Source organism: Rhodococcus koreensis, from assembly GCF_900105905.1.
Taxonomy (GTDB): Bacteria; Actinomycetota; Actinomycetes; order Mycobacteriales; family Mycobacteriaceae; genus Rhodococcus_F; species Rhodococcus_F koreensis.
In genome coordinates this window covers 6310420-6330641 of the sequence record NZ_FNSV01000005.1, presented here as the reverse complement: position 1 = coordinate 6330641, position 20222 = coordinate 6310420, and the positions used below count along the sequence as shown (strand labels likewise).

19 protein-coding genes and 1 pseudogene are annotated in these 20222 nt (G+C 67.6%); 8 read left to right on the top strand and 12 right to left on the bottom strand.

The genetic code is table 11. The features are described from left to right. Positions 1 to 21: 21 nt before the first annotated feature. The 8 genes and pseudogenes from BLV94_RS33365 to BLV94_RS33330 all read right to left on the bottom strand — a co-directional run bounded on the left by BLV94_RS33365 (position 22) and on the right by BLV94_RS33330 (position 8862). The gene (locus BLV94_RS33365) at positions 22 to 960 is read right to left on the bottom strand and encodes a sugar kinase (RefSeq protein ID WP_072937196.1); all 939 of its coding nucleotides are present in this window, start codon (positions 958 to 960) and stop codon (positions 22 to 24) included. Continuing rightward, a pseudogene (locus BLV94_RS33360) lies at positions 960 to 1575 on the bottom strand (bifunctional 4-hydroxy-2-oxoglutarate aldolase/2-dehydro-3-deoxy-phosphogluconate aldolase). The gene BLV94_RS33365 and the pseudogene BLV94_RS33360 overlap by 1 nt, the downstream one beginning before the upstream one ends. Continuing rightward, positions 1572 to 2951 carry an MFS transporter gene (locus tag BLV94_RS33355; RefSeq protein WP_072937195.1) on the bottom strand — a complete coding sequence of 460 codons (1380 nt, stop codon included), beginning with the start codon at positions 2949 to 2951 and terminating at the stop codon, positions 1572 to 1574. Before BLV94_RS33355 ends, BLV94_RS33360 begins: the two are co-directional and overlap by 4 nt. A gap of 50 nt (positions 2952 to 3001) precedes the next feature. Continuing rightward, entirely contained in the window at positions 3002 to 4534 is a 1533-nt protein-coding gene (locus BLV94_RS33350) for a mannitol dehydrogenase family protein (RefSeq protein WP_072937194.1), read from the bottom strand. A gap of 5 nt (positions 4535 to 4539) precedes the next feature. After that, positions 4540 to 5757, bottom strand: coding sequence for a D-mannonate dehydratase ManD (gene manD / locus BLV94_RS33345; RefSeq protein WP_072937193.1), 1218 nt, complete (start codon positions 5755 to 5757; stop codon positions 4540 to 4542). Continuing rightward, positions 5754 to 6758, bottom strand: a complete 1005-nt coding sequence (locus BLV94_RS33340) for a 2-hydroxyacid dehydrogenase (RefSeq protein ID WP_072937192.1) — start codon at positions 6756 to 6758, stop codon at positions 5754 to 5756. The genes manD and BLV94_RS33340 overlap by 4 nt, the downstream gene beginning before the upstream one ends. Next, the gene (locus tag BLV94_RS33335) at positions 6759 to 7775 is read right to left on the bottom strand and encodes a LacI family DNA-binding transcriptional regulator (RefSeq protein WP_072937191.1); all 1017 of its coding nucleotides are present in this window, start codon (positions 7773 to 7775) and stop codon (positions 6759 to 6761) included. A 112-nt stretch (positions 7776 to 7887) separates the two neighbouring features. Further along, positions 7888 to 8862: an LLM class flavin-dependent oxidoreductase gene (locus BLV94_RS33330; protein ID WP_072937190.1), complete on the bottom strand. Its 975-nt coding sequence runs from the start codon at positions 8860 to 8862 to the stop codon at positions 7888 to 7890. 141 nt (positions 8863 to 9003) lie between these two features. On the opposite strand from BLV94_RS33330, the gene BLV94_RS33325 reads away from it, so the two are divergent. After that, positions 9004 to 10131, top strand: a complete 1128-nt coding sequence (locus BLV94_RS33325; RefSeq protein WP_072937189.1) for a nitric oxide synthase oxygenase — start codon at positions 9004 to 9006, stop codon at positions 10129 to 10131. Here BLV94_RS33325 and BLV94_RS33320 read toward each other — a convergent pair. Continuing rightward, entirely contained in the window at positions 10119 to 10589 is a 471-nt protein-coding gene (locus BLV94_RS33320; RefSeq protein ID WP_072937188.1) for a group II truncated hemoglobin, read from the bottom strand. The genes BLV94_RS33325 and BLV94_RS33320 overlap by 13 nt on opposite strands. Before the next feature lie 70 nt (positions 10590 to 10659). Here BLV94_RS33320 and BLV94_RS33315 point away from each other — a divergent pair, with 70 nt between their 5' ends. Beyond that, the gene (locus BLV94_RS33315) at positions 10660 to 11238 is read left to right on the top strand and encodes a TetR/AcrR family transcriptional regulator (protein WP_072937187.1); all 579 of its coding nucleotides are present in this window, start codon (positions 10660 to 10662) and stop codon (positions 11236 to 11238) included. Between the two features lie 8 nt (positions 11239 to 11246). Here the strand turns inward: BLV94_RS33315 and BLV94_RS33310 are convergent, their stop codons facing one another. After that, complete coding sequence (locus BLV94_RS33310; protein ID WP_072937186.1) at positions 11247 to 12659, bottom strand: MFS transporter; 1413 nt, start codon at positions 12657 to 12659, stop codon at positions 11247 to 11249. Then, positions 12656 to 13111 (bottom strand): MarR family winged helix-turn-helix transcriptional regulator, encoded by a 456-nt coding sequence (locus BLV94_RS33305; protein WP_072937185.1) that lies wholly within the window; start codon positions 13109 to 13111, stop codon positions 12656 to 12658. The genes BLV94_RS33310 and BLV94_RS33305 overlap by 4 nt, the downstream gene beginning before the upstream one ends. 250 nt (positions 13112 to 13361) lie before the next feature. Here BLV94_RS33305 and BLV94_RS33300 point away from each other — a divergent pair, with 250 nt between their 5' ends. After that, positions 13362 to 14558: a L,D-transpeptidase gene (locus tag BLV94_RS33300; RefSeq protein WP_072937277.1), complete on the top strand. Its 1197-nt coding sequence runs from the start codon at positions 13362 to 13364 to the stop codon at positions 14556 to 14558. Between the two features lie 9 nt (positions 14559 to 14567). Next, a complete protein-coding gene (locus tag BLV94_RS33295) occupies positions 14568 to 15977 on the top strand; it encodes an FAD-binding oxidoreductase (RefSeq protein ID WP_072937184.1) in 1410 nt (469 codons plus the stop codon). Positions 15978 to 15989: 12 nt separating this feature from the next. Here the strand turns inward: BLV94_RS33295 and BLV94_RS51135 are convergent, their stop codons facing one another. Continuing rightward, positions 15990 to 16247, bottom strand: coding sequence for a lipase family protein (locus BLV94_RS51135; protein ID WP_072937183.1), 258 nt, complete (start codon positions 16245 to 16247; stop codon positions 15990 to 15992). Between the two features lie 163 nt (positions 16248 to 16410). Between BLV94_RS51135 and BLV94_RS33285 the strand changes: the two genes are divergently transcribed. The 4 genes from BLV94_RS33285 to BLV94_RS33270 all read left to right on the top strand — a co-directional run bounded on the left by BLV94_RS33285 (position 16411) and on the right by BLV94_RS33270 (position 20180). Beyond that, positions 16411 to 17391, top strand: a complete 981-nt coding sequence (locus BLV94_RS33285) for a quinone oxidoreductase family protein (RefSeq protein WP_072937182.1) — start codon at positions 16411 to 16413, stop codon at positions 17389 to 17391. A 54-nt stretch (positions 17392 to 17445) separates the two neighbouring features. Further along, on the top strand, positions 17446 to 17976 hold the full coding sequence (locus BLV94_RS33280; protein WP_072937181.1) for a MarR family winged helix-turn-helix transcriptional regulator: 531 nt from the start codon (positions 17446 to 17448) through the stop codon (positions 17974 to 17976). A gap of 225 nt (positions 17977 to 18201) precedes the next feature. Further along, positions 18202 to 19356, top strand: a complete 1155-nt coding sequence (locus tag BLV94_RS33275) for an acyl-CoA dehydrogenase family protein (RefSeq protein WP_072937180.1) — start codon at positions 18202 to 18204, stop codon at positions 19354 to 19356. A 26-nt stretch (positions 19357 to 19382) separates the two neighbouring features. Continuing rightward, positions 19383 to 20180, top strand: coding sequence for an SDR family NAD(P)-dependent oxidoreductase (locus tag BLV94_RS33270; RefSeq protein WP_072937179.1), 798 nt, complete (start codon positions 19383 to 19385; stop codon positions 20178 to 20180). Positions 20181 to 20222 lie beyond the last annotated feature (42 nt).

The window sequence follows — 20222 nt, the reverse complement described above, 5'->3', positions numbered from 1 at the left end:
TCTGTGGGAGATGGGAGCTTGTCATCTGGTGACGGGTTCCGCGGTGGTGAGGAGTCCGAGTTCGTCCCTGCGCGGCATGCCCTCCCAGTCGCCGGACACGGTGCACGCGAAGGCCCCCACGGTCACCGCGGTTCTCAGACGGTCGCCGGGTGACTCCCCCGCGAGGCGGTCCGCGATGTATCCGGCAACGAAACCGTCTCCGGCCCCGACGGAGTCGACGACGTTCACCGGCACCGCCGGCAGGGAGAACGTCTCGCCGTCGACCACCGCCAGGCACCCCTGGTCTCCCAGTTTCAAGATGCTTTCGCGGGGACCCAGGTCGCGGACACGCGCGACGAGTTCTGCGGGGTCGCCGTCACCCACCGCGATCGCGGCCTCGTCCTCACCGGCGAAGACGATGTCCGACAACGCGATCAGCTCGCGGAAGACGGGACCCGCTTCTTCCGGCGACCACAGCGCACGGCGGTAGTTGAGATCGAACGACACCGGAATGCCCAGTGCGCGTGCCCGTTCGACGCAGTACAGAGTGGTCTTCCTGGCGCTGTCGGACAGGGCCGGGGTGATGCCGGTGACATGCAGCAGCGACGCCGACTCGAGGCGGTCGTCCGCGATGTCCGACATCGTGAGCCGCGACCCTGCGCTGCCGGTCCGGTAGTACCAGACGCGGGTGGCGGTGGCGGTTCGCCGCTCCTTCACCATTAGCCCGGTCGGGGCGTCCGGATCGCGGATGACGTCGGCGGTGATTCCCTCGGCCCGGAGTTCACGCTCGACCAGGTCACCCAGGCTGTCCTGGCCGACGCGCCCGACCCAGGCGACGTCCACGCCGAGCCGTCGTAGCGCGATCGCGAAGTTCGTTTCGGCCCCGCCGATTCCCAGGTGCAGCGTCGAGGTGTGGGCGAGTGCACCGGTGTCCGCCGCTCGGGTGAGTGCCATCGTTTCGCCGAACGTCAGTACCGTCATCACGCGACCGCCGGTTCTGCGACGACGCCCGCGAGGCGCCGGCATCGTTCGGCCAGCTGACCGAGGTCCCCGCCGCGGAGTGCGTCCCCGATCAGGGGGCCGCCGAGGCTGACCGCCGCCGCTCCGGCGGCGATCCACACGGGGACGTCCTCGATGCTCACCCCGCCCGAGGGGACGACCTGGATGTCGGGGAAGGGCCCGCGCAGATGCGCGATGTACTCCGGGCCGACCACCGATGCCGGGAACAACTTCACTGCGGTCGCACCCGCGTTCCATCCGTTCCACAGCTCGGTCGGGGTGAATCCGCCCGGGTAGATCGGGACACCCGCACGCACGGCCGTGGCGATGACGTCGAGGTTGGTGGTCGGTGTCACGAGGAAGTCGGCACCCCCGTCGAGGGCGGCCCGGGCCTGGTCGACGGTGGTGACCGTCCCGACCCCGATCTCGGCGCCGTTCCGGTGCGTCGCGCCGGATGCTGCGCAGGGACTCGAGGGTGCCCGGCGTGCTCATCGTCAGCTCGACGGCCCGCACCCCGTTCTCGGCGAGGACGGTCACGACCGGGGCGTAGAGGTCGGCGTGCGCGGCGCGCAGCACTGCGATGACGGAGGAGGTCATGCCGCCGTCACCTCACGATCGGTGGCGTTGGCGGCCAGCGTGAGGTCGCGGTCGCGGGTTTCCGGTGCCATCGTCGAGGCGATCAGAACGGTCACGGCCATCACGATCATGTAGACCGCGACGGGGATCCAGGAGCCGGAGAAGGCCGTGACGAGGGCCGCGCAAATCAGTGGCGCGACACCGCCGCCGAAGATCGACGCGAATTCACGGCCGAGGGTGACGCCGGCGTAGCGGTAGCGGGAGCCGAAGATTTCTGGGAAGTAGCTCATCGTGACACCGACCGCGCCCTGGCAGGCCAGGATGAAGCCGACGATCATCGCCATCGTGATCAACAGGTGCGAGCCGGTGTTCAGAGCCAGGAAGGTCGGCACCGGCAGGATGATCAGAGCGATCACGATCGAGATGTACACCGGCTTGCGGCCCACCCGATCGGACAGCCGACCGAACCCATAGGCCGCGATGCCGCCGCAGATGGCCCCGACCAGCAGCACCTTGGGAATGAACGTGGGGTCGACGTGCACGTCGTTCTTGAGGTACGACGCCATGAACACCTGGTACGTGTACGACTGCGCGCTGATGCCGATCGTCATGAACATGACGATGAACAGCGGCTTCTTGCCGTTCGCGAAGATCTCCTTCACGGGTGTCTTCGGAACGTGGTGCTGCTCCTTGAGTTCCTGGAACACCGGGCTCTCGTTGAGCTTGCGACGGATGACGAACGCGGCGACAGTCACGAGCAGACTGCTGATGAAGACGAGCCGCCAGCCCCAGGACATGAGCTGCTCCTCCGGCAGGAGCTGCGCGGCGATCCACGCGACTGCGCCGAGCGCCGTGCCCAGCGCGGCCCCGGTCATCACCAGCGCGGCGAGCCGGCCTCTCCTGCCTATCTGCGCTGTCTCCGTCAGAAGGGTTGCACCACCGGACTGTTCGGCGCCCGCGCCGAATCCCTGGAAGAATCGGCACGCGACGAGGAGAGCGGGTGCGAGCAGCCCGACCTGACTGTAGGTGGGCAGCAGACCGATACCCAGTGTCGCGCCGCCCATCAGCATCAGGGTCGCGACGAGCACCCATTTGCGGCCGAGACGCTCACCGTAGCGTGAGAAGAACAGGCCGCCGAGCGGTCGGGCGAGGAACCCGACGGCGTAGGCGCTGAAGCTCGCGAGGATGCCCGCCGCGGGCGAGATGTTCGGAAAGAACAGTGTGTTGAAGATCAGCGCCGAGGCGGTGCCGTAGATGACGAAGTCGTACTGCTCGAGGGTGGTGCCGATGAGTCCCGCCCACGCCGCCCGGCGGACTGCGGCCGGGTCTGCCTGGGGTGTACCGCCTGCGCGGCCGGGTGTTTTCGGGTTCACCGTGGGGTCGAGTGTAGTGTCCATGGATTCCTCCATTGGTGGTTCCCGGAAAGTCCGGGCAGGGGGTGAGAGAGTCAGATGGTCGCCCTGGACTGCAGCGTGAGCGCGCCGGAGTCCGGGACCGGGGCGGATGCTTCACCGGCGGCGACAGCCGGCCCGTGGCGGACGATGATGTCGACGAAGTCGGCAATCCGCGAGACGAACTCGGTGTGCGCAGCGAGAACGCTGGGAAACAGGCCTCCGTCGACGAAGACGGAGCGAACGAATTCTGTAGTGGAAGCGGCGTTGTCGGCCATTCCTGCCAGGCGCGGTCGAGCGGGGTCGGTCATGGATCGTGCGTGTGGGCCGGGGTCGAATCCAGGCAGCGGGGCGATGCAGGCGAGATACGCCGCCACGGTCAGAGCAAGGAACTGCGGGACGTCACCGCGGCCGAGGTGTTCGAGCGCGGGGATCGGGATACGCTGCGCCAATTTGACCGATCCGTCGGAGCCGACCTGCGAGGTGCGGTGTCCCAGAGCGGTATTGGACCAGCGCGAAAAGAGTTGCCGGATGTAGTCGTCCGTGTCGACCGCTTCGGGAACAGTGACTGTCGGCAGGTATTCGTCGCACAGGATGCGGCGCGCCGCGTCCTCGACGAACGGTCGTGCCACGGACTCGGGGATGGTGGCACACCCGTCGAGTGCGCCGAGGTACGCGATGAGCGAATGCGTCCCGTTGAGCAGCCGGACCTTCATCAGCTCGTACGGCTCGACGTCGTCGGTGAACAGTGCGCCGCCGTGCTCCCAGGCGGGACGGCCGGCGGCGAACTTCTCCTCCATCACCCACATCGTGAACGGTTCGGCGGGGACGGCGATCGTGTCCCGCACGCCGAGGTGCGTCAGGGCCGTCTCGTTGTATCGGTCCGAACTGGACGGCACGATGCGGTCCACCATCGAATTGGGGAACGCCACGGACGCATCCATCCAGGTCAGTACCTCGTCACGGAGGGGTGCCCTGAAGGTGCCGACGAACTCGCGCACGAGCCGTTCGGTCTGCCGTCCGTTTGCCAGCAGGTTGTCGCAGCTGAGGATGGTGATCGGGGTGCCGTGTGTGCTCGCCCGCAGGGCCAGTGCGCGGGCGATCTGTCCGATCGTCGTGCGCGGCGTCGAGGCCTCGGCGAGATCACGCCGGACAGCGTCGGAGTCGAGGTCGAGGGATCCGGTCTCGGGAGACACGGTGTACCCGTGTTCGGTCACGGTGATCGTCACGATCTTCGTTGCCGGATCCGCGATCGCGTGAACGACGGACTCCGGATCGTGTTCGGCCACCAGGGTCCCGGTGTGGGAGCCGGGAACTCTGACACGCGATCCACCGGGCGAGATCTCGACGACGCTGTAGAGCAGATCCTGCGCCGTCATCGCATCGGCGACGGCGCTCGACCGGCTCGCCACACCGAGGATCCCCCACGGCCCGGGTTCGCGTTCCATTGCCAGCGCGGTGTAGACGGCCTGGTGGGCACGGTGGAAGTTGCCGAGCCCCAGGTGTACGATCCCGGTGCCTTCCGGCACCCGCCGGTGGATCAGTGCCGCGGCGGAAACGTTTCGGCGTGAGAGTGGGTGTTCGGTCATGCGCGTCACCAATCCGTCATGGAGCCGTCGCGGCGCCGGGCGACCGGGAGGTAGGCCTGCTCGTAGGGATACTTCGCCGCGAGTTCCTCGTTCATCGTCACTCCGACACCCGGTGCGTCACCCGGGGTGAGATGGCCGTCCGCGAACGACCACGCGTGCGGGAAGACCTCACTGACGAGCGGGTCGTAGCCCATGTATTCCTGAATTCCGAAGTTCGGCGTCGCCAGTCCGAGATGCAGGCTCGCGCCCAGGGAGATCGGCGAGACGTCCGACGGCCCGTGCGGTCCGCCTCGCACCTGATACACCTCGGCGAGCGCAAATATTTTGCGGACGTGGCTGATTCCGCCGGCGTGGACGATCGCCACGCGAATGAAGTCGATCAGTTGTTCGGTGATCAGGTGCTGGCAATCCCAGATCGTGTTGAAGACCTCGCCGATCGCCAGCGGCGTCGTGGTGTGGTTGCGCACCAGACGCAACGCGTCCTGGTTCTCTGCCGGCGTGACGTCCTCGAGCCAGAACAGATTCACCGGCTCGAGCGATTTGCCGAGCCGCGCGGCCTGCTGCGGGGTGAGTCGATGGTGGGCGTCGTGCAGCAACTTGAGGTCGGGGCCGACATGGTCCCGGACCGCCGCGAGGACCCCGGGCACATGATTGAGGTAGGCGTCCGTGTCCCATACCTCTTCGACCGGGAGTGCGCCGCGGCTCGCGGGCTCGTATCCCGCAGCCCCCTTGTGCACACCGTAGACCGAATCGAGTCCGGGCACCCCGGACTGCACACGAATCGCCTGAAAGCCCTTCTCCCGCTTGGCGTCGACGGAGTCGAGCAGCGCGGGCACGTCCCACCCGGTGGCGTGGGTGTACGACAGGACGCGGTCACGCACGGCACCGCCGAGCAACTGGTAGACGGGCTGGCCGAGCGTCTTGCCCTTGATGTCCCAGAGCGCCACGTCGACCGCGCCGATCGCGGCCATCGTGACCGGCCCGCGGCGCCAGTACACCCCACGGTAGAGGTACTGCCAGGTGTCCTCGATCCGCGTCGCGTCCCGTCCGATCAGCAAGGGCGCGACGTGGTCTCGCAGATACGACGCGACGGACAGTTCGCGGCCGTTCAGTGTCGCGTCACCGTAACCGACGACGCCGTCGGCGGTGGTGATCTTCAGGGTGACGAAGTTGCGGGTGGGGCTGCAGACCAGCACGTCCGCGGAGATGATCTTGTCGGTCATGCCCGTGATCCTTTCGCTCCGACCGCGGGAGCAACGACGTTGCGCAACTGCTCCCCGCGTGCGAGTCGGGTGATGTTGTCGGTGATGTCGTCGACGCGGCCGAGAAACGTCTGCCGCGACACCCCGGAAGAATGCGGCGTCATCATGATGTTGGGGAGTTCGGAGAACGGGAGGGCACTGGGCGCACCTCGACCGTCGGCTCCGGGATAGTCGTACCAGACGTCGATGGCCGCAGCCGCGATGGTCGACGAGGACAGCGCGTCGAACAGTGCCTGCTCCTGGACGAGAGGCCCGCGGCCCACGTTGACCAGCACACCGTCGCTGCCCAGCGCACGCAATTCGTCGGCGCCGATCATGCCCCGCGTCCGGTCGTCGAGCGGTGCGGACACCACGACGACATCGGATTCGGCGAGGAGACGCCCGAGCTGGGACACGTCGGCCGCCCAGTCCAACCCCTCACCCGTCGCATCGACGTTGCCGCGGCCGGTCACGGCCGCTCCTGTCGCGCCGAATGCCCGGAACAGATTCCACGCGGCGTTGCCGATGTGGCCGAAACCCACGAAACCCACCCGCGCACCCTGCAGTGAATTCGACTGTGTGAGGCGGTCGTCGTAGACCGACGTCGCCCACACCCCGCGCCGCAGGGCCGCGTCCTGGGCGACGAAGCCGCGCCGAAGCATCACTGCGGCCGCCACGACGTATTCCGCGATCGACTTCTCGTGGTGGAAGGTGTTCGCCACCAGCACGTCGGGGGCCAGGGCGCCGAACGAGATATTGTCTGTCCCGGCGCCGGCGACGTGCACGAGCCGCAGCGTGGTCGCGGACGACGCCATCGACGGCGTGAACTTTCCCCCGACATACACGTCGGCGTCACGCAGATCTTCGATCAGGGCAGCCTCGTCGAAGCTGCCGTGCCAGGACAGTTGCGATCCTGTGGGAACCGCGGCATCGAACCGCGCCCGGTGTGGGATCAGATTACTGTCGGCAACAACGATTTTCATCTAGCGGCTCTCTTTTCCGGGGCGAAACACCCGATCGTGCGCCGGTCCGGCCGACGCACGGACGACAAGTTGTGTGGGGAGGTGAACTTCGCGGACGTCGGAATCCGGTTCGCCGGCGCGCTGGTACACCAGGTCGAGACTCAGCACGCCGGCTCTCGCCATGGGCACGTTGACACTCGTGAGCGCGGGGTTGGCGAGCTCGGCCAGCGGTGAGTCGTCGATGCCGACGACGCTCAGGTCGTCCGGAACCGAAAAGCCCATTGCGCGGACGCCGTTCATCACACCGATCGCCATCGGATCGTTGTGTGTGATCACGGCACTCGCACCGGTCGCGATCACGCTCGCGGCCGCGGCATGACCACCCGCGAGGGTCTCCTGCTGCCATCCGAGCAGGCTCAGCTGCACATCGCGGGACTTGCAGAATTCCTCGACCGCGGCGACGCGGCGCTGATTCGACCAGGACTGCGGCGAGCCCTGAACGTAGGCGAGGTGTTCGTGCCCGAGGGCAACGAGGTAGTCGATGGTCTGACGAAGACCGTCCTCGGAATCCGCCACGATGCAATCGCATTCGGGCGAAGACCGGTTGACGAGCACCAGTGGGGTGTCGCCGGCAAGCTGCACGATGTCGGACGCGGGCAGTCGCGGCGCGCAGACGACGAGTGCGTCGACACGACCCTGCAATTCGCCGAGGACCTCGCGCTCACGATCCGCGCTGCCGTCCGTGTCGGTGAGGAGCACGGTCTGCCGCCGGTGCCACCCCTGAGCCTGCGCCGCCTTCACGAAACTCGCGAACACCGTGTGCGCAATGTCGGGCACCACGACAGCGACGGTGGTCGCCGTCGGCCTCACGGCGTCATTGCGTGTCGGCGACGCCGCCCGGTAGCCGATCTCGTCGGCGACCGCGATGATCCGCGCGAGAGTGTCCGGTCCGATCCGGTCCGGGGCACTGAACGCCCGCGATGCGGTGGACAGGGATACCCCTGCGCGTTGAGCGACCTCGGTCAAGGTGGGTGCCACTGTGCTACCGCCTCGCTGTTCGTTGTGACTGCCGACACACACTATTCACCCGCTTGCGCAAGATTGTCAAGACTTGCGCAAGGCTTGCGGCAACTGTTGTGTGCCGTGCGGGTCACACGTCCAGGAGTGACAACAGCCGATCGGATTCGAACAGCGCGTCCCGGTCGAACGTGGACGTCGAGGCCAGGAGTTCGTCAGCGCCGGTGCGCGCCCTCAGCGCGTCGAGCGCGACCTTCACCTGCTCGGCGTCGCCGTGGATCGACGACGCGATCGTGGCGTCGACCTGTTCGCGCAGCCGCGGGGTCCAGGGCTGAGTGCGTATGTCCGCGACCGATTCAAGCGGCGGAAATTCGCCGGTCCGGCTCGATTGCGCCAGCGCCCACGCCTCCGGGAGCAGCAGTTCACGGGCCCGGTCGTCGTTCTCGGCGATCATGACCTCGAGCGAGATCATCACGTACGGGGCCCGGTGAACGGCGGATGGGACGAAGCTGTCGCGGTACCGGTCGAGTTCCGGGACGCGCGCGCCCGACCCTTGAAGGATCGGCCCGCCGACCACCACCGGCAGACCCGCCTTCGCGGCGAAGTCGAGTCCGCGGCGAGTCGCGAGAACGAACATCGACGGGGGGCTCGCCACCTGGGGCCGGGCCGTCACGGTGCCCTTGCCCTCGAGGTAGTTCCGCACCTCGTCGAGGTCGTCCGCGAACGTGTCGGGGGCGTTGCGGTCGCGTCGCAGCGCCTCCCGCACCGGCTTGGTGAATCCCAGGGACCGCCCGACCCCCAGGTCGATGCGGCCCGGGTACACGGCCTCGAGCATCAGGAATTGTTCGGCCACCACCAGCGGCTGGTGGTTCGGCAACATCACACCACCCGAGCCCAACCGGATCCGGCTGGTGCGGGCGCCGAGGGCCGCGAGCAGCACGGGCGGCGACCCGCTCGCGATGCCCGGCACGGCGTGGTGCTCGGCCACCCAGAACCGCTCGAATCCGAGGTGTTCGGCGTGCACCGCCCGCTCGATCGTCCCGGTCAGCGCGGCAGAGTCGGGCGCACCGCGGCGCGTGCGGGACCGGTCCAGAATCGAGAGCTTCACCTCCGGGGGAACCGCCGTCCTGCCGGCGGTATTTCCTCACCCCGTCCGCACTCGGTGGACGAGTGTGCCCGCTTCGCTGACATACTGACCGCCGCAGGATCCACGATCGCCGGGAGGTCAATGGTGAGCAGCACAGGGACTATGTCGTACTCGCTGGATGTCACGTCGCGGTCCGCAGCGCAGATGCGGGAGTGCGCAGAGTTCTTCAGCGAGCCCGAGCTGGCCCACCTGCCCACCGCCCGCCTCGCGGACGCACTGGAGTCGCTGGCCGAGGCGGGCCGCTACGAGCACACCGTGGAGGAACTGGAAGTCGGCTCGCAGCTGGCGTGGCGCAATCACGCCCGCTGCGTCGGTCGCAAGCACTGGCGCACGCTGAAGCTGATCGATGCCCGCCACGCCACCACCGCGGACGAGATTGCGGAGGCGTGCTGGGAGCACCTGCGGGTCGCGACGAACGGCGGCGCGCTGCGCTCGGTCATCACGGTCGGTCCCCTACCGCTGGCGGACGGACGCGAGTACAAGATCGTCAGCCCGCAACTGATCCGGTACGCCGGCTACCGCCACGCGGACGGGACGGTGACCGGGGACCCCGCCCAGGTCGGAATCACCGAGGCGGTGACGAAGATGGGGTGGCGGGGCGCAGGCACGCCGTTCGACGTGCTGCCGCTGCTGGTGAGCACCCCCGACGAGACGCTGCGCTGGTACGAGATTCCATCCGAGCTGGTGCTCGAGGTCGAGATCGAGCACCCCGACTACGCCTGGTTCGCCGATTTCGGTCTCAAATGGCATGCCGTGCCCGCCGTGTCGAACATGAGCTTCTCCGTCGGCGGGCTGACGTATCCGCTGGCGCCGTTCAGTGGGTGGTACGTGAGCACGGAGGTCGGGGCCCGCAACTTCAGCGACCGGGACCGGTACGACATGCTGCCCGCCATCGCCGAAAAGCTGTGCCTGGACACGTCCTCGGAGCGGACGCTCTGGCGCGACCGGGCACTGGTCGAACTGAACCGCGCCGTGATCCACAGTTACCGGCAGTCCGGGGTGCACATGGTCGATCATCACACCGTCGCCAAGCAGTTCATCAGCCATGTCGAACGCGAGGAATCGCTGGGCCGGAAGTGCCCCACCGACTGGTCGTGGATCAACCCACCGATGTCGGCGGCGCTGACCCCGACGTTCCACCGGCTCTACGACGCACCCGACATGGACCTCCGCCCCAACTTTCTCCCGGCCGCCAGCTCGGGTTGCCCGATCTCCGGTCAGCCGCGGTAGGGCGGGGCGACGCCCCAACCCCAGTGCGGGACGGGTGCGTGCTCGACCACCTCGGCTCCCGGACTCGAATTCTGCAGGGCGAGCCGGGTCCCCCACTCGACGTATGCCATGAAGGCGGAGCGGAATTCGGGGTCGGACGGCAGGGCCGCGTCGTCGGCGGCGAGACTCATGGTCGCGGCGAAGCGGTGCCGCTGTTGCGGGCTGATGGCGAGACCGATGTGGTGCCGCAGCATGCGTTCGTAGCCGCCGAGGTGTTCGGTGTATCCCGGCGGGCCGCCGAACACCTCGCACCACCACAGAGTGACGTTGCGGCGATGCTCCTCGTGCACGCCGCCGGGGAACATCGGCGACAGCAGTTCGTCGCGCTCCACCCGGTCGTAGAAGGCGTCGATCAGCCGCCGGAACGACTGCTCACCGCCCGCCCATTCGTACAGGGACGGGGTGTCCTGATCACTCATGCGAGCTCCCGATTTCCGTCGTCTCTCCATTACAATACACATCAGCATTGGATTGAAAAGAGGTTCGAGCATGAGTGTGGCCGGGCGCAGTCGCGACACCGACATCGACACCCGGGTCCTGAGAGTTGCGGGCCGGCAACTGTCCCGGGCCGGATACGACGCGATGTCGCTCGCCGCGATCGCGGCGGAGGCGGGCACCACCCGCCAGGCGCTGTACCGCCGGTGGGCGACGAAGGCGGAGTTGGCCGCGGCCGTCGTGGCGCAGTTGGCCGACGAGGAGACCGGCCGGTCGTCGGCGGACCCGTTCGGTGATCTGGTTCGCGAACTGGCCGACTTCCAGCGCGGGGTGTCGTGCACCGGCCGGCTGTCGCTGGTCGGGACGATGCTGCAGGACACGACGGACGGCGACGTCCGCGCGCAGTACCGTGCCCGGGTGGTGGCACCGCGCCGGCGCCGTGTCCGCGCCATCCTGGATCGTGCCGCGGAGCTGAAGATGATCGACGCCGACGCCGATCTCGAGGTCGCCGTCACGATGACCACGGGCAGTTGGTACGGCCGCGCCCTGGCCGGCGATCCGCCCCCCGCGGACTGGGCGGCCCGGACCGCGGCGCTGGTCTGGCGGGCGGTCGGAGGAACGGCTCCCTCCTGACGTGCCCCCTACGCAGCGGACCGGCGGTCGCCCATGTTCCGCGACATCAGGACCCCGGCGAGGAGGAGAACACCCGCGATCGCGATGAACCATCCCGTGCGGTGCAGTCCGTCGTCGCCGATGACGTGACCGGCGGTGGTCTGCAGCACGACGGCCGACAGGTTCGCCCCGATGTACTGCACGGTGCGGTACATCCCGATGGCCGTGCCCACTTCCTCGACGGACGTGACCGAGCTGATCAGATTCTGGTTGCCGATGTTGTTGAATCCGTTGGGGATTCCCAGCACCGCCGCCACCATGAGCAGCACGACGATCGGGGCGGTGCTGCTCTCCACCGAGGCCAGGAGCACCCCGCCCACCAGCAGCGCGCACGTCCCGACGGTGAGCGTTCGGCGCACCCCGTGCCGCCGGTACGTCCGGGACGCGAGCAGCGTGGAGCCGATACCGACGACGGCGACGGGAAGCATCGTCAGCCCCGCCTCGGTGGCGCCCATTCCCCGGGAGTACTGCAACCACTGCGGGATTCCGAAGAAGACGCAGTAGAAGGCGGTGTAGGTGAGGAGGGTCCGCGCGAGTGTTGCGCTGAGCGCCCGGTTCCGGGCCAGTGCCCGAACGTCGATGAACGGTTCGTCCGCCCGACGTTCCCACTGGACGAACAGCGCCAGCACCAGCGCCCACACGGGGATCAGCCACCACACCGGGTCGGTGGTGACCGACAACAGGAACAGCATCGTGGACGAGACGAGCGCGAGGAACAGCAGGACTCCCACGACGTCGAGTGCGTGCAACAGCTGGCGTCGACTGACCGACATGCCGCCGACGAAGCCGACGTTCGCGAACTTCGTGACCGCGATCGCGCTGAACGCGACGATCGGGAGGTTGATCCACATGATCGACTGCCAGCCGAACGCACCCACCAGCAGTCCGCCGAGCGTCGGGCCGAGTGCCACGACGCCCTGGCTGCAGATCGCGAGGGTCGTGATCGCGGTGCGCGGTTGCGCACCGTGCCGTTCCGCGTACCCGCGAATCATCGTCATCGCGTTGGGATACTGGGTGGCGGTTCCGATTCCGACGAGGATGCGGGAGAAGATCAGCCAGCCGACCGTGGGTGCGAGCAGACCGGCCACGGAGCCCAGCGCCACCAGTGCGAGGCCCCCGAGGTACACCTTCCGGGCGCCGAGGAGGGCGCCGAGCTTCCCCGCCATCGGCGCGGTGACGGCGGTGGCGATGTAGAGCGCGGAGATCACCCAGGTGATGCCGGACGAGGAGCCGAACTGGGCGGCGATGCCGACGATCGCCACCGCGATCATCGACGAGTTCAGGGGTTGGAGAATGCTCCCGGTGGCGACGGATCCGCTGACCCGGAACGGTACGGACGGCGACTTCTGCGCGACAGCGGTGTCGGCGACGGTCGCGCTCACGAGTTCATCAGTGACTCCCGCTGCGGCGCCGACTCGGGGGTTGCTGCGAGTCGGCGGAGTAGCCGTCCGGCGATGTAGAGGAGGTCGCGTTCAGCCTCGGTGCATTCGGTGGCGAGCGCGGCCGAGAGCCATTCGCTCCGCCGCGACCGGTCGGCGGTGAGGGTCTGCAATCCCAGCGCGGTGATCGCGACGATGCTCGCCCGCGCGTCCTGGGGGTCCACCGTGCGGGATACCATGCCGGAGTCCTCGAGGATCGAGACGGTCCGCGCGATGGACTGCGGCGCCACCTGCTCGAGATCGGCGAGGGCACGGGCGCTCATCGGACCTTCCCGGTCGAGATGCGCGAGGGCCTGCAGCTGCGAGGGCGTGAGCAGGTGCCCGGACCGCTGGGTCCGGATGCGCCGGGTGAACATGACGACATCCTCACGGAGTCGATCAGCCTTCTCGTCCATGTATTCGCCTCTCGTTCGCCGGAGCAATTTCATTAGCCAGTCTAGCTGTTTTATTTCTCAAGGTCAATCGTCATGTTGCGCCAGCTACGTGCGCATACAGTCAGAAATATTGCCAGCACAGCTGTCTAAATCGTCGTGAGTGGACGGATTCACCCAGGTCGGGCAGGGTCGGCGGGTGTCTGACAGGAAACTCCGAGGCGATCGCTGGCAGTATGAGGACGGCGAAACGCTGATCGAGATCCGAAAGAAGGTGGTCGTGACTCTCCGCACACGGACAGCCGGCATCGTTGCAGTGGTGGCCCTGACGTTCCTGGCCACGGCATGCACCATCGGAGACACCGGCACCTCGGAACCCCCGACCACCACCCAGGCCGCGCCCGCCTCGATTGCCGTTCCCGCGGCCGCCGGCGCGCCGATCAACCCGACCACCCCGATCGTGGTCACCGCCACGGGCGGCCGGCTGACCACCGTGACGGTCACGAATCCCGCCGACGCCGGCGCACCGGTCTCCGGCGCCCTCGCCCCCGACGGCACGAGTTGGACGAGCACCGCGCCCCTCGGATACGGGTCCACGTACACGGTCGTCGCCGACGCGGCGAACCCCGACGGCGCCCCCGTCGAGCAGACGTTCACGGTGACGACGATGACCCCCGATTCCACCGCGTACGCGAACGTCGTCCCGGCACCCGAGGTCGTCGCGGACACGGGCATCGGAGTCGGCCAGCCCATGGTGTTCCAGTTCACCGCTCCGGTCGCCAACAAGGCCGCGGTGCAGGAGCGACTGCACGTGACGACAACACCGCCGCAGCCCGGGGCCTGGTACTGGACCGACGACCAGAACGCGCACTATCGCGCCGCGAACTATTGGGCGCCGGGAACCAAGATCCACATCGAGGCGGACGTGTTCGGCGTCGACCTGGGCGACGGCGTCTTCGGTGCCGAGAACAATGCCGCCGACTACACCGTGCACGACTCGTGGGTCGCCAAGGCGGACGGTGCCAGCGAGGTGCTCACCGTGTTCCACAACGGTGTTCAGGAAACATCGATGCCGATGAGCCTCGGCTCCCCCGACCACCCCTCGCACGAGGGCCCGCACGTGGTCTCCGACAGGCAGCAGAGCATCATCATGGACTCCTGCACGTACGGCGTCTGTGCCGGCGACCCCGACTACTACCGCGAGAAGGTCGACCTGAACCTCCGCATCTCGAACGACGGCGAGTTCGTCCACTCGGCGCCGTGGTCGGTGGGCGATCAGGGCAACAGCAACGTCTCCCACGGCTGCGTGAACCTGGCTCCCGCCAACGCCCAGTGGATGTTCGACCACTTCGGTATCGGCGACGTCGTCGAGATCACCAACTCGGGCGGACCGATCCTGCCCGTGTGGGACACGTACGGGGATTGGGAAGTTCCGTGGGCCGAGTGGCAGGCAGGTAACGCAACCGGATAGGAGGCGCTCGTGAGTTCACCATCCGCGGAATGTGTCGCGCAGCTGAAGGCGGTGCTCCCGCACCGGGTTCATCTCCCGGACACCGACGACTACCGCGCGGCACTGGGCAGAGTGTTCTTTCCCGACGCCGCGAGACGCCGACCGTCCTGCATCGTCGAACCGGAGTCCGTGGAGGACGTCTCCACTGTCATGCGGGTTGCGCATCGGACGGGCGGCACCGTCACCGTCCGCGGCGGCGGGCTGAGTTCGAACTGTGTCGCCGACGACGCCGTCATGCTCGACTTGTCTGCCCAGATGAACACGGCGCGGCCCGAGGACGACCGAGTGGTCGTCGCCGGCGGCGCCACCGTGGGAACCATGCTGGACGCACTCGCCCCCACCGGCCGGGTGGTGCCGGTCGGGATCGTGGGGCATGCCGGCTTCGGACTCGTCACCCGCGGCGGCGTCGGCTACCTCACCCGCAGTCTCGGGCTGACCGTCGATCAACTGCTCGAGGTCGAACTCGTGCTGCCCTCCGGCGAAGTCGTCCACCTGTCCGATGCCAGCACCGGCGACGAGGCCGATCTGTGGTGGGCGGTCCGGGGTTGCGCACCGTGCTTCGGGGTCGTCACGTCGGCGGTGCTGCGCACCCATCCGCAGGGCCCGGTGTGGGTCGATCGAATGGTGCTCGGACTCGAAGCGCTCGCCACCTATTTCCGTGTCGCCCCGACGCTTCCGCGTGACACGACGATGGGCGCGGTGCTCGGTTACAGCGCGCTGTCCGCCGACGAACCCGTCCTGTTCGTGTACACCGCGTGCGCGAGCGACGATGCATCCGACATCGACCGCGCCCGGGCCGCCGCCACCTCGGTCGCCGCCGTGTCGGGCAGCGTGCTGTACCGGTCCGAGACCTCGGGCAACTACCTCGACGGGCTACCCGAATTCGCGCCACCCGGAGCCGACGGCGAAGAACCGGAACCGATCCGGCTGCCCCAACCGGGTGACCACAGGGGGTCGTTCTTCGGGAAGGCCGTCTTCACCGGACCGACCCTCGACTCCCACCTCGCAGAAGCCCTGGCCACCCAGATCCGCGGGGCGCCGACGCGGGAATGTCGTATCGACTTCCAGCACACCGGCGGTGCACTCGCCGATGTGAGTAACGGCGACACCGCCTTCTGGGGTCGCGGCGGCGAATGGAACATCCCGCTCAACGCCATCTGGTCCGACCCCTACGACGGCGCCGCCTGCCTGTCCTGGGCGGGCGGCACCCTCGACGCGCTCGCACCCCACACCACCGGCGTCTACAGCGTCGAAGTCCGGCCCGGATTCCCCGAGACGGGCGCCGAGATCGACGCTGCCTACGGCGGAAACCTGCGGCGACTGCGCGAACTGCGGCAAAGGCACGATCCGATGGGGGTGCTGACGCACTACCCGCTCTGAGATTCGCAGATGTCACACGCAATCGTCGACGGCAGCCCGGCCGGCGAAACGTGCTGCAAGGAAGTCGATCGCACCCGGCGCGCCGGAGACCAAGGTGGTGTTGTGACTCGGCACATGCGGGCTCGGTCCACTCGGCCCGAACTGGAGGGCAGCGCGGATGCCGTCGAGAACCGCGTAGCCGGCCTGTGGTCCGGCGAGGAATTCGGATTCCGGTCCTTCGTAGTCGGCGGTGACGACCGCCCAACCACGGGATAGCAGATACGCGATCATCAACGACTCTGATGCGGTCGAGCGACTTGTACAGCAGCTGCCAGGAATCGACCGGGATCGGCACACTCCGTCCCGTCACCGCCGCGACCAGAAGGCGCAACCACCGCCGAATGCGCACGAAAAACATGCTACCGTGCGAATGGTACGACCGAAAGGACTTTTTGTGGACGCCGTCGTGTTGCGAGAATTCGGGGAGCCGGATGTCTTGAAGGTGGAGTCGATTTCCGACCCCGTGGCGAGCTCGGGTTGGGTCACCGTCCGCCTGAAGGCGGCCGCGCTCAACTGGCACGACGTCCTCGTCCGCCAGGGCAGGTATTCGTCACCGCTGCCGCACGTACTCGGCGCCGACGGCGCAGGCATTCGCAGCGACACGGGCGAGGAGGTTCTCGTCCTCCCGTCGCTGTGGTGGGGAGATCGCGACGCCGCGCCGAGCGCACAGTGGGAGATCCTCGGCGATCACCAGCGAGGCACCTATGCCGAGTTGGTGCGCGTTCCCGCAGACTGCGTCGCCCCCAAACCACGCGGGCTCAGCTGGGAGCAGGCCGCCGCACTGCCCCTCGTCGGACTCACCACCTACCGCGCCCTGTTCACGCGTGGCCGCCTCCGCGCCGGCGAGAACGTGCTCGTCCTGGGTGCTGGCGGCGGCGTCGCGACCATGGCCGTCATGCTGGCTTCCGCAGTAGGAGCGAACGTCACCGTCACGTCCTCCACGGCGGCCAAGATCGCGCAGGCACAGGAACTCGGCGCCGCGAACGGTGTGCTCTACACCGACCCCGAATGGCCGGACGAGGCTCGCCGACTCACCCCGGACGGTCAGGGATTCGACCTCGTCCTGGATTCGGTGGGGACCTGGGAGCAGGCCATCGCCGCACTGCGGCCGGGTGGCCGCCTGGTCGTGCTGGGCGCGTCGCGCAGCGAGCTCGCCACCCTGGACGTCCGGCCTTTCTACTTCGGTCAGTACGAACTGATCGGGACCACGATGGGCAGTCCCGGGGACTTCGCGGGGCTACTGACACTGCTGGACACCGAATCCGTCCCGCCCGTACCCATCAGCGCAGCATTCCCCCTCGCCGAAGCGGCCGCCGCACACAAGCATCTCGAACAGGGAAGCGGGTTCGGGAAGGTCGTTCTCTCGCACGGGTGACCGCGGTTCTATGATCTACCTCGACGCGGTTCGGTGACGACGAGAGGACGCCCAGTGGCGAGTGAACTCCCGACGCCGGCTGACGACGAGCGCCACGACGTGGTCGACTGGATGCGAGCCGAATGGTCCCAGCGGCGTGATTCGGCCGATCTGGAGTTCGGAACCACGATGGCGTTGCTCCGCACGCACCAGTGGATCGTGCGCGCCATGGACCAGGAACTGCGTTCACTTCGACTGTCGCGCAACGCCTATCTCATTCTCACGTCGCTGCAACTGTCGGAGCAGCGCACTCGCACGCTCGGCAAGTTGAGCAAGTACCTCATGGTCCACCCCACCACCGTGTCGATGGCGGTCGACCAACTCGTCAAGGCGGGCCTCGTCGAACGCAAAGCCCACGCGACGGATCGCCGCACCGTTCTCGCAACCCTCACTCCGGCCGGCCTGGAGGTGGTCGAGGATGCGAACGATCGCCTCGCCGCAGTGCGCTTCGGCCTTGCGCCCGTCGACACCGACACCCTGGAAGCGTTGATCGAACAACTGCAACAGGTACGTCGCGCCGTCGGTGACGTCGAAACCGGGGACTGAGAACCGCCGGAGACCCTCTCGCGGTTGAGGTGCCGGACCCGGGCGCCGCATCTCCCACGTAGACATCTACCCGGCACATCCCTTGCCTCATTAGCTTTGACGCCCTACTATTCAAACCTAGAATAGTTCTCACGGGACGAGGAACGGGCCGTCCGGCTTCTCAGTGCACGACAACGCCCCCTCGCCGTGATCCCCCAGCCGAGTCACGCACAGGAGCACACTCCGATGGTTTCATTCGCATTCACCGACGAACACGAAGAGTTCCGAAAGACGCTGGCCACGTTCAGCGACCGAGTTCTACTTCCCGGCTACCGCGATCGAGCCGCGTCAACGGACTTCCCTTTCGACATTCTGAAGAGGATCGGCGACCTCGGATTGCTGGGCATCGGCCTGCCCGAACAGTACGGCGGCACGGGCACCGAAGACCCCGTCCTCCTCGGGATCGCCACCGAGACCCTGGCCTACGGCGACGTGAACATGGCGTCGGCACCCGTCCAGATCGGGTTGGTCGCCTCTCAACTGGCGCTGTGCCGGGACGAGATCCAGGAGCGCTACCTCCCTCCCCTCATCAACGGGGAGCAGACCATCGCCATCGCGTTGACCGAACCGGGCTCGGGCTCCGATGCGAGTACACTGACCACCACCGCAACGGCGGTAGAGGGCGGATGGCGCCTCAACGGCGAGAAGACGGCCATCTCCTGGGCGATGAATGCCACTGCGGCACTTGTCTACGCGCGAGAGCCCGGATCCAGCCGTGCCCGGGGTGTCAGTTGCTTCGTCGTGCCGCTCGACGCGGACGGGGTCAGCGTCAGCCACATGCCCGGCATGGGCTGCCTGCCCTTGGGGTGGGGAAGCATTCATCTGTCCGACGTCTTCGTTCCCGAGTCGCATCTCGTCGGCGAACTCGGCAAGGGCTTTCACTCGGTCATGGACCACTTCGACTACAGTCGTGCGGCTCTCGGACTGATGTGCCTCGGCGCCGCGAAACAGAGTCTGGAGGAAGCCGCCGCGTACGCGCAGCAACGGGAGACGTTCGGGCAGCCGCTCTCCGAGCACCAGGGACTCGCGTTCCAATTCGCCGAGCACGCCACCTATTTAGAAGGCGCTCGCTGGATCTGCTACCGGGCGCTGTGGCTCCGGGAAACCGCCCAGCCGCACACCGCCCTGGCGTCGATGAGCAAGTGGTGGCCTCCCGTCGTGGCCAAGAACGCGATCGAGTTCGCCATGCGCGTACACGGAAACCTCGGGTACTCGACCGAATCGCCTCTGCAGCAACGCTACCGCGACGTCACCGCGTACCTCGTCGCGGACGGCACAGCCGAGATCCAGAAACGCATCATCGCGAAGGACATCTTCGCCCGCGGCACAGTATCTCTCTGACCCCCATCACCCTGAAGGAGCTCACCATGGGAACGCATGAAATCTCACCGCCGAAAGAACTGAAGGACAGCAGCGGACTGATCGTCGGTGGCACGGCAGGGATCGGGCTCGCGACCGCCGTCGGCCTCGCTCAGGCCGGCGCACCGCGCATCATGGTCGTCGGACGCAGCACGGAACGCGGACACACTGCCGTCGATCGCATCTCGTCCGCCAACTCGTCGTGCGAGGTGACCTTCCTGCCGGAAGACGCAACCACAGTCGACGGCGCCGCCCATATCGCGTCCGAAGCCGAGCGGATTCTGGGCGGCGTGGATGTCCTGGTATCCACGACAGCTGCCGACGTCCGGCCGGAACTCTTCGCGAACATTCCCACCGACGACATCGCGCGCATCTTCAACCAACTCGCGCTCCCGTGCATGTATCTCGCGAGCGAAATCGTTCCCCACATGACGGCACGGAAGGGCGGCGTCATCATCAACGTCGCATCGGACGCAGCCAAGACCGCGACGCCCGGCGAGTCCGTGATCGGGGCGGCGAAGGCCGCGATCGTCATGTTCACCCGCACACTGGCCATCGAAGCCAAACGCAGCGGAATCCGCGTGAACGTCCTGACGCCGTCGCTGGTCGCCGGCACCGGGTCTACCGAACGCATCACCTCCGACGGGTTCAGTGCCAAACTGTTCGCCAAGGCAGCACAGCAGGCCCACCTCGGCGTCCCCGAATCCGAGGACCTCGCTGCGCTCGCCGTCTTCCTCGCCTCCCCCGCCGCGCGCCGGCTGACCGGACAGGCGATCAGCGTCAACGGGGGAATCTCGGCGGCCTGAGAACTGCCTCCGAATCGGGGGCGAAACCCCTCGTCTGGGTGA

Bases quoted from the DNA above. Each gene is read 5' to 3' on its own strand.
- BLV94_RS33365 (WP_072937196.1), bottom strand. From the start codon at position 960: ATGACGGTACTGACGTTCGGCGAAACGATGGCACTCACCCGAGCGGCG.
- BLV94_RS33355 (WP_072937195.1), bottom strand. From the start codon at position 2,951: ATGGACACTACACTCGACCCCACGGTGAACCCGAAAACACCCGGCCGC.
- BLV94_RS33350 (WP_072937194.1), bottom strand. From the start codon at position 4,534: ATGACCGAACACCCACTCTCACGCCGAAACGTTTCCGCCGCGGCACTG.
- manD (WP_072937193.1), bottom strand. From the start codon at position 5,757: ATGACCGACAAGATCATCTCCGCGGACGTGCTGGTCTGCAGCCCCACC.
- BLV94_RS33340 (WP_072937192.1), bottom strand. From the start codon at position 6,758: ATGAAAATCGTTGTTGCCGACAGTAATCTGATCCCACACCGGGCGCGG.
- BLV94_RS33325 (WP_072937189.1), top strand. From the start codon at position 9,004: ATGTCGTACTCGCTGGATGTCACGTCGCGGTCCGCAGCGCAGATGCGG.
- BLV94_RS33320 (WP_072937188.1), bottom strand. From the start codon at position 10,589: ATGAGTGATCAGGACACCCCGTCCCTGTACGAATGGGCGGGCGGTGAG.
- BLV94_RS33315 (WP_072937187.1), top strand. From the start codon at position 10,660: ATGAGTGTGGCCGGGCGCAGTCGCGACACCGACATCGACACCCGGGTC.
- BLV94_RS33305 (WP_072937185.1), bottom strand. From the start codon at position 13,111: ATGGACGAGAAGGCTGATCGACTCCGTGAGGATGTCGTCATGTTCACC.
- BLV94_RS51135 (WP_072937183.1), bottom strand. From the start codon at position 16,247: ATGATCGCGTATCTGCTATCCCGTGGTTGGGCGGTCGTCACCGCCGAC.
- BLV94_RS33275 (WP_072937180.1), top strand. From the start codon at position 18,202: ATGGTTTCATTCGCATTCACCGACGAACACGAAGAGTTCCGAAAGACG.
- BLV94_RS33270 (WP_072937179.1), top strand. From the start codon at position 19,383: ATGGGAACGCATGAAATCTCACCGCCGAAAGAACTGAAGGACAGCAGC.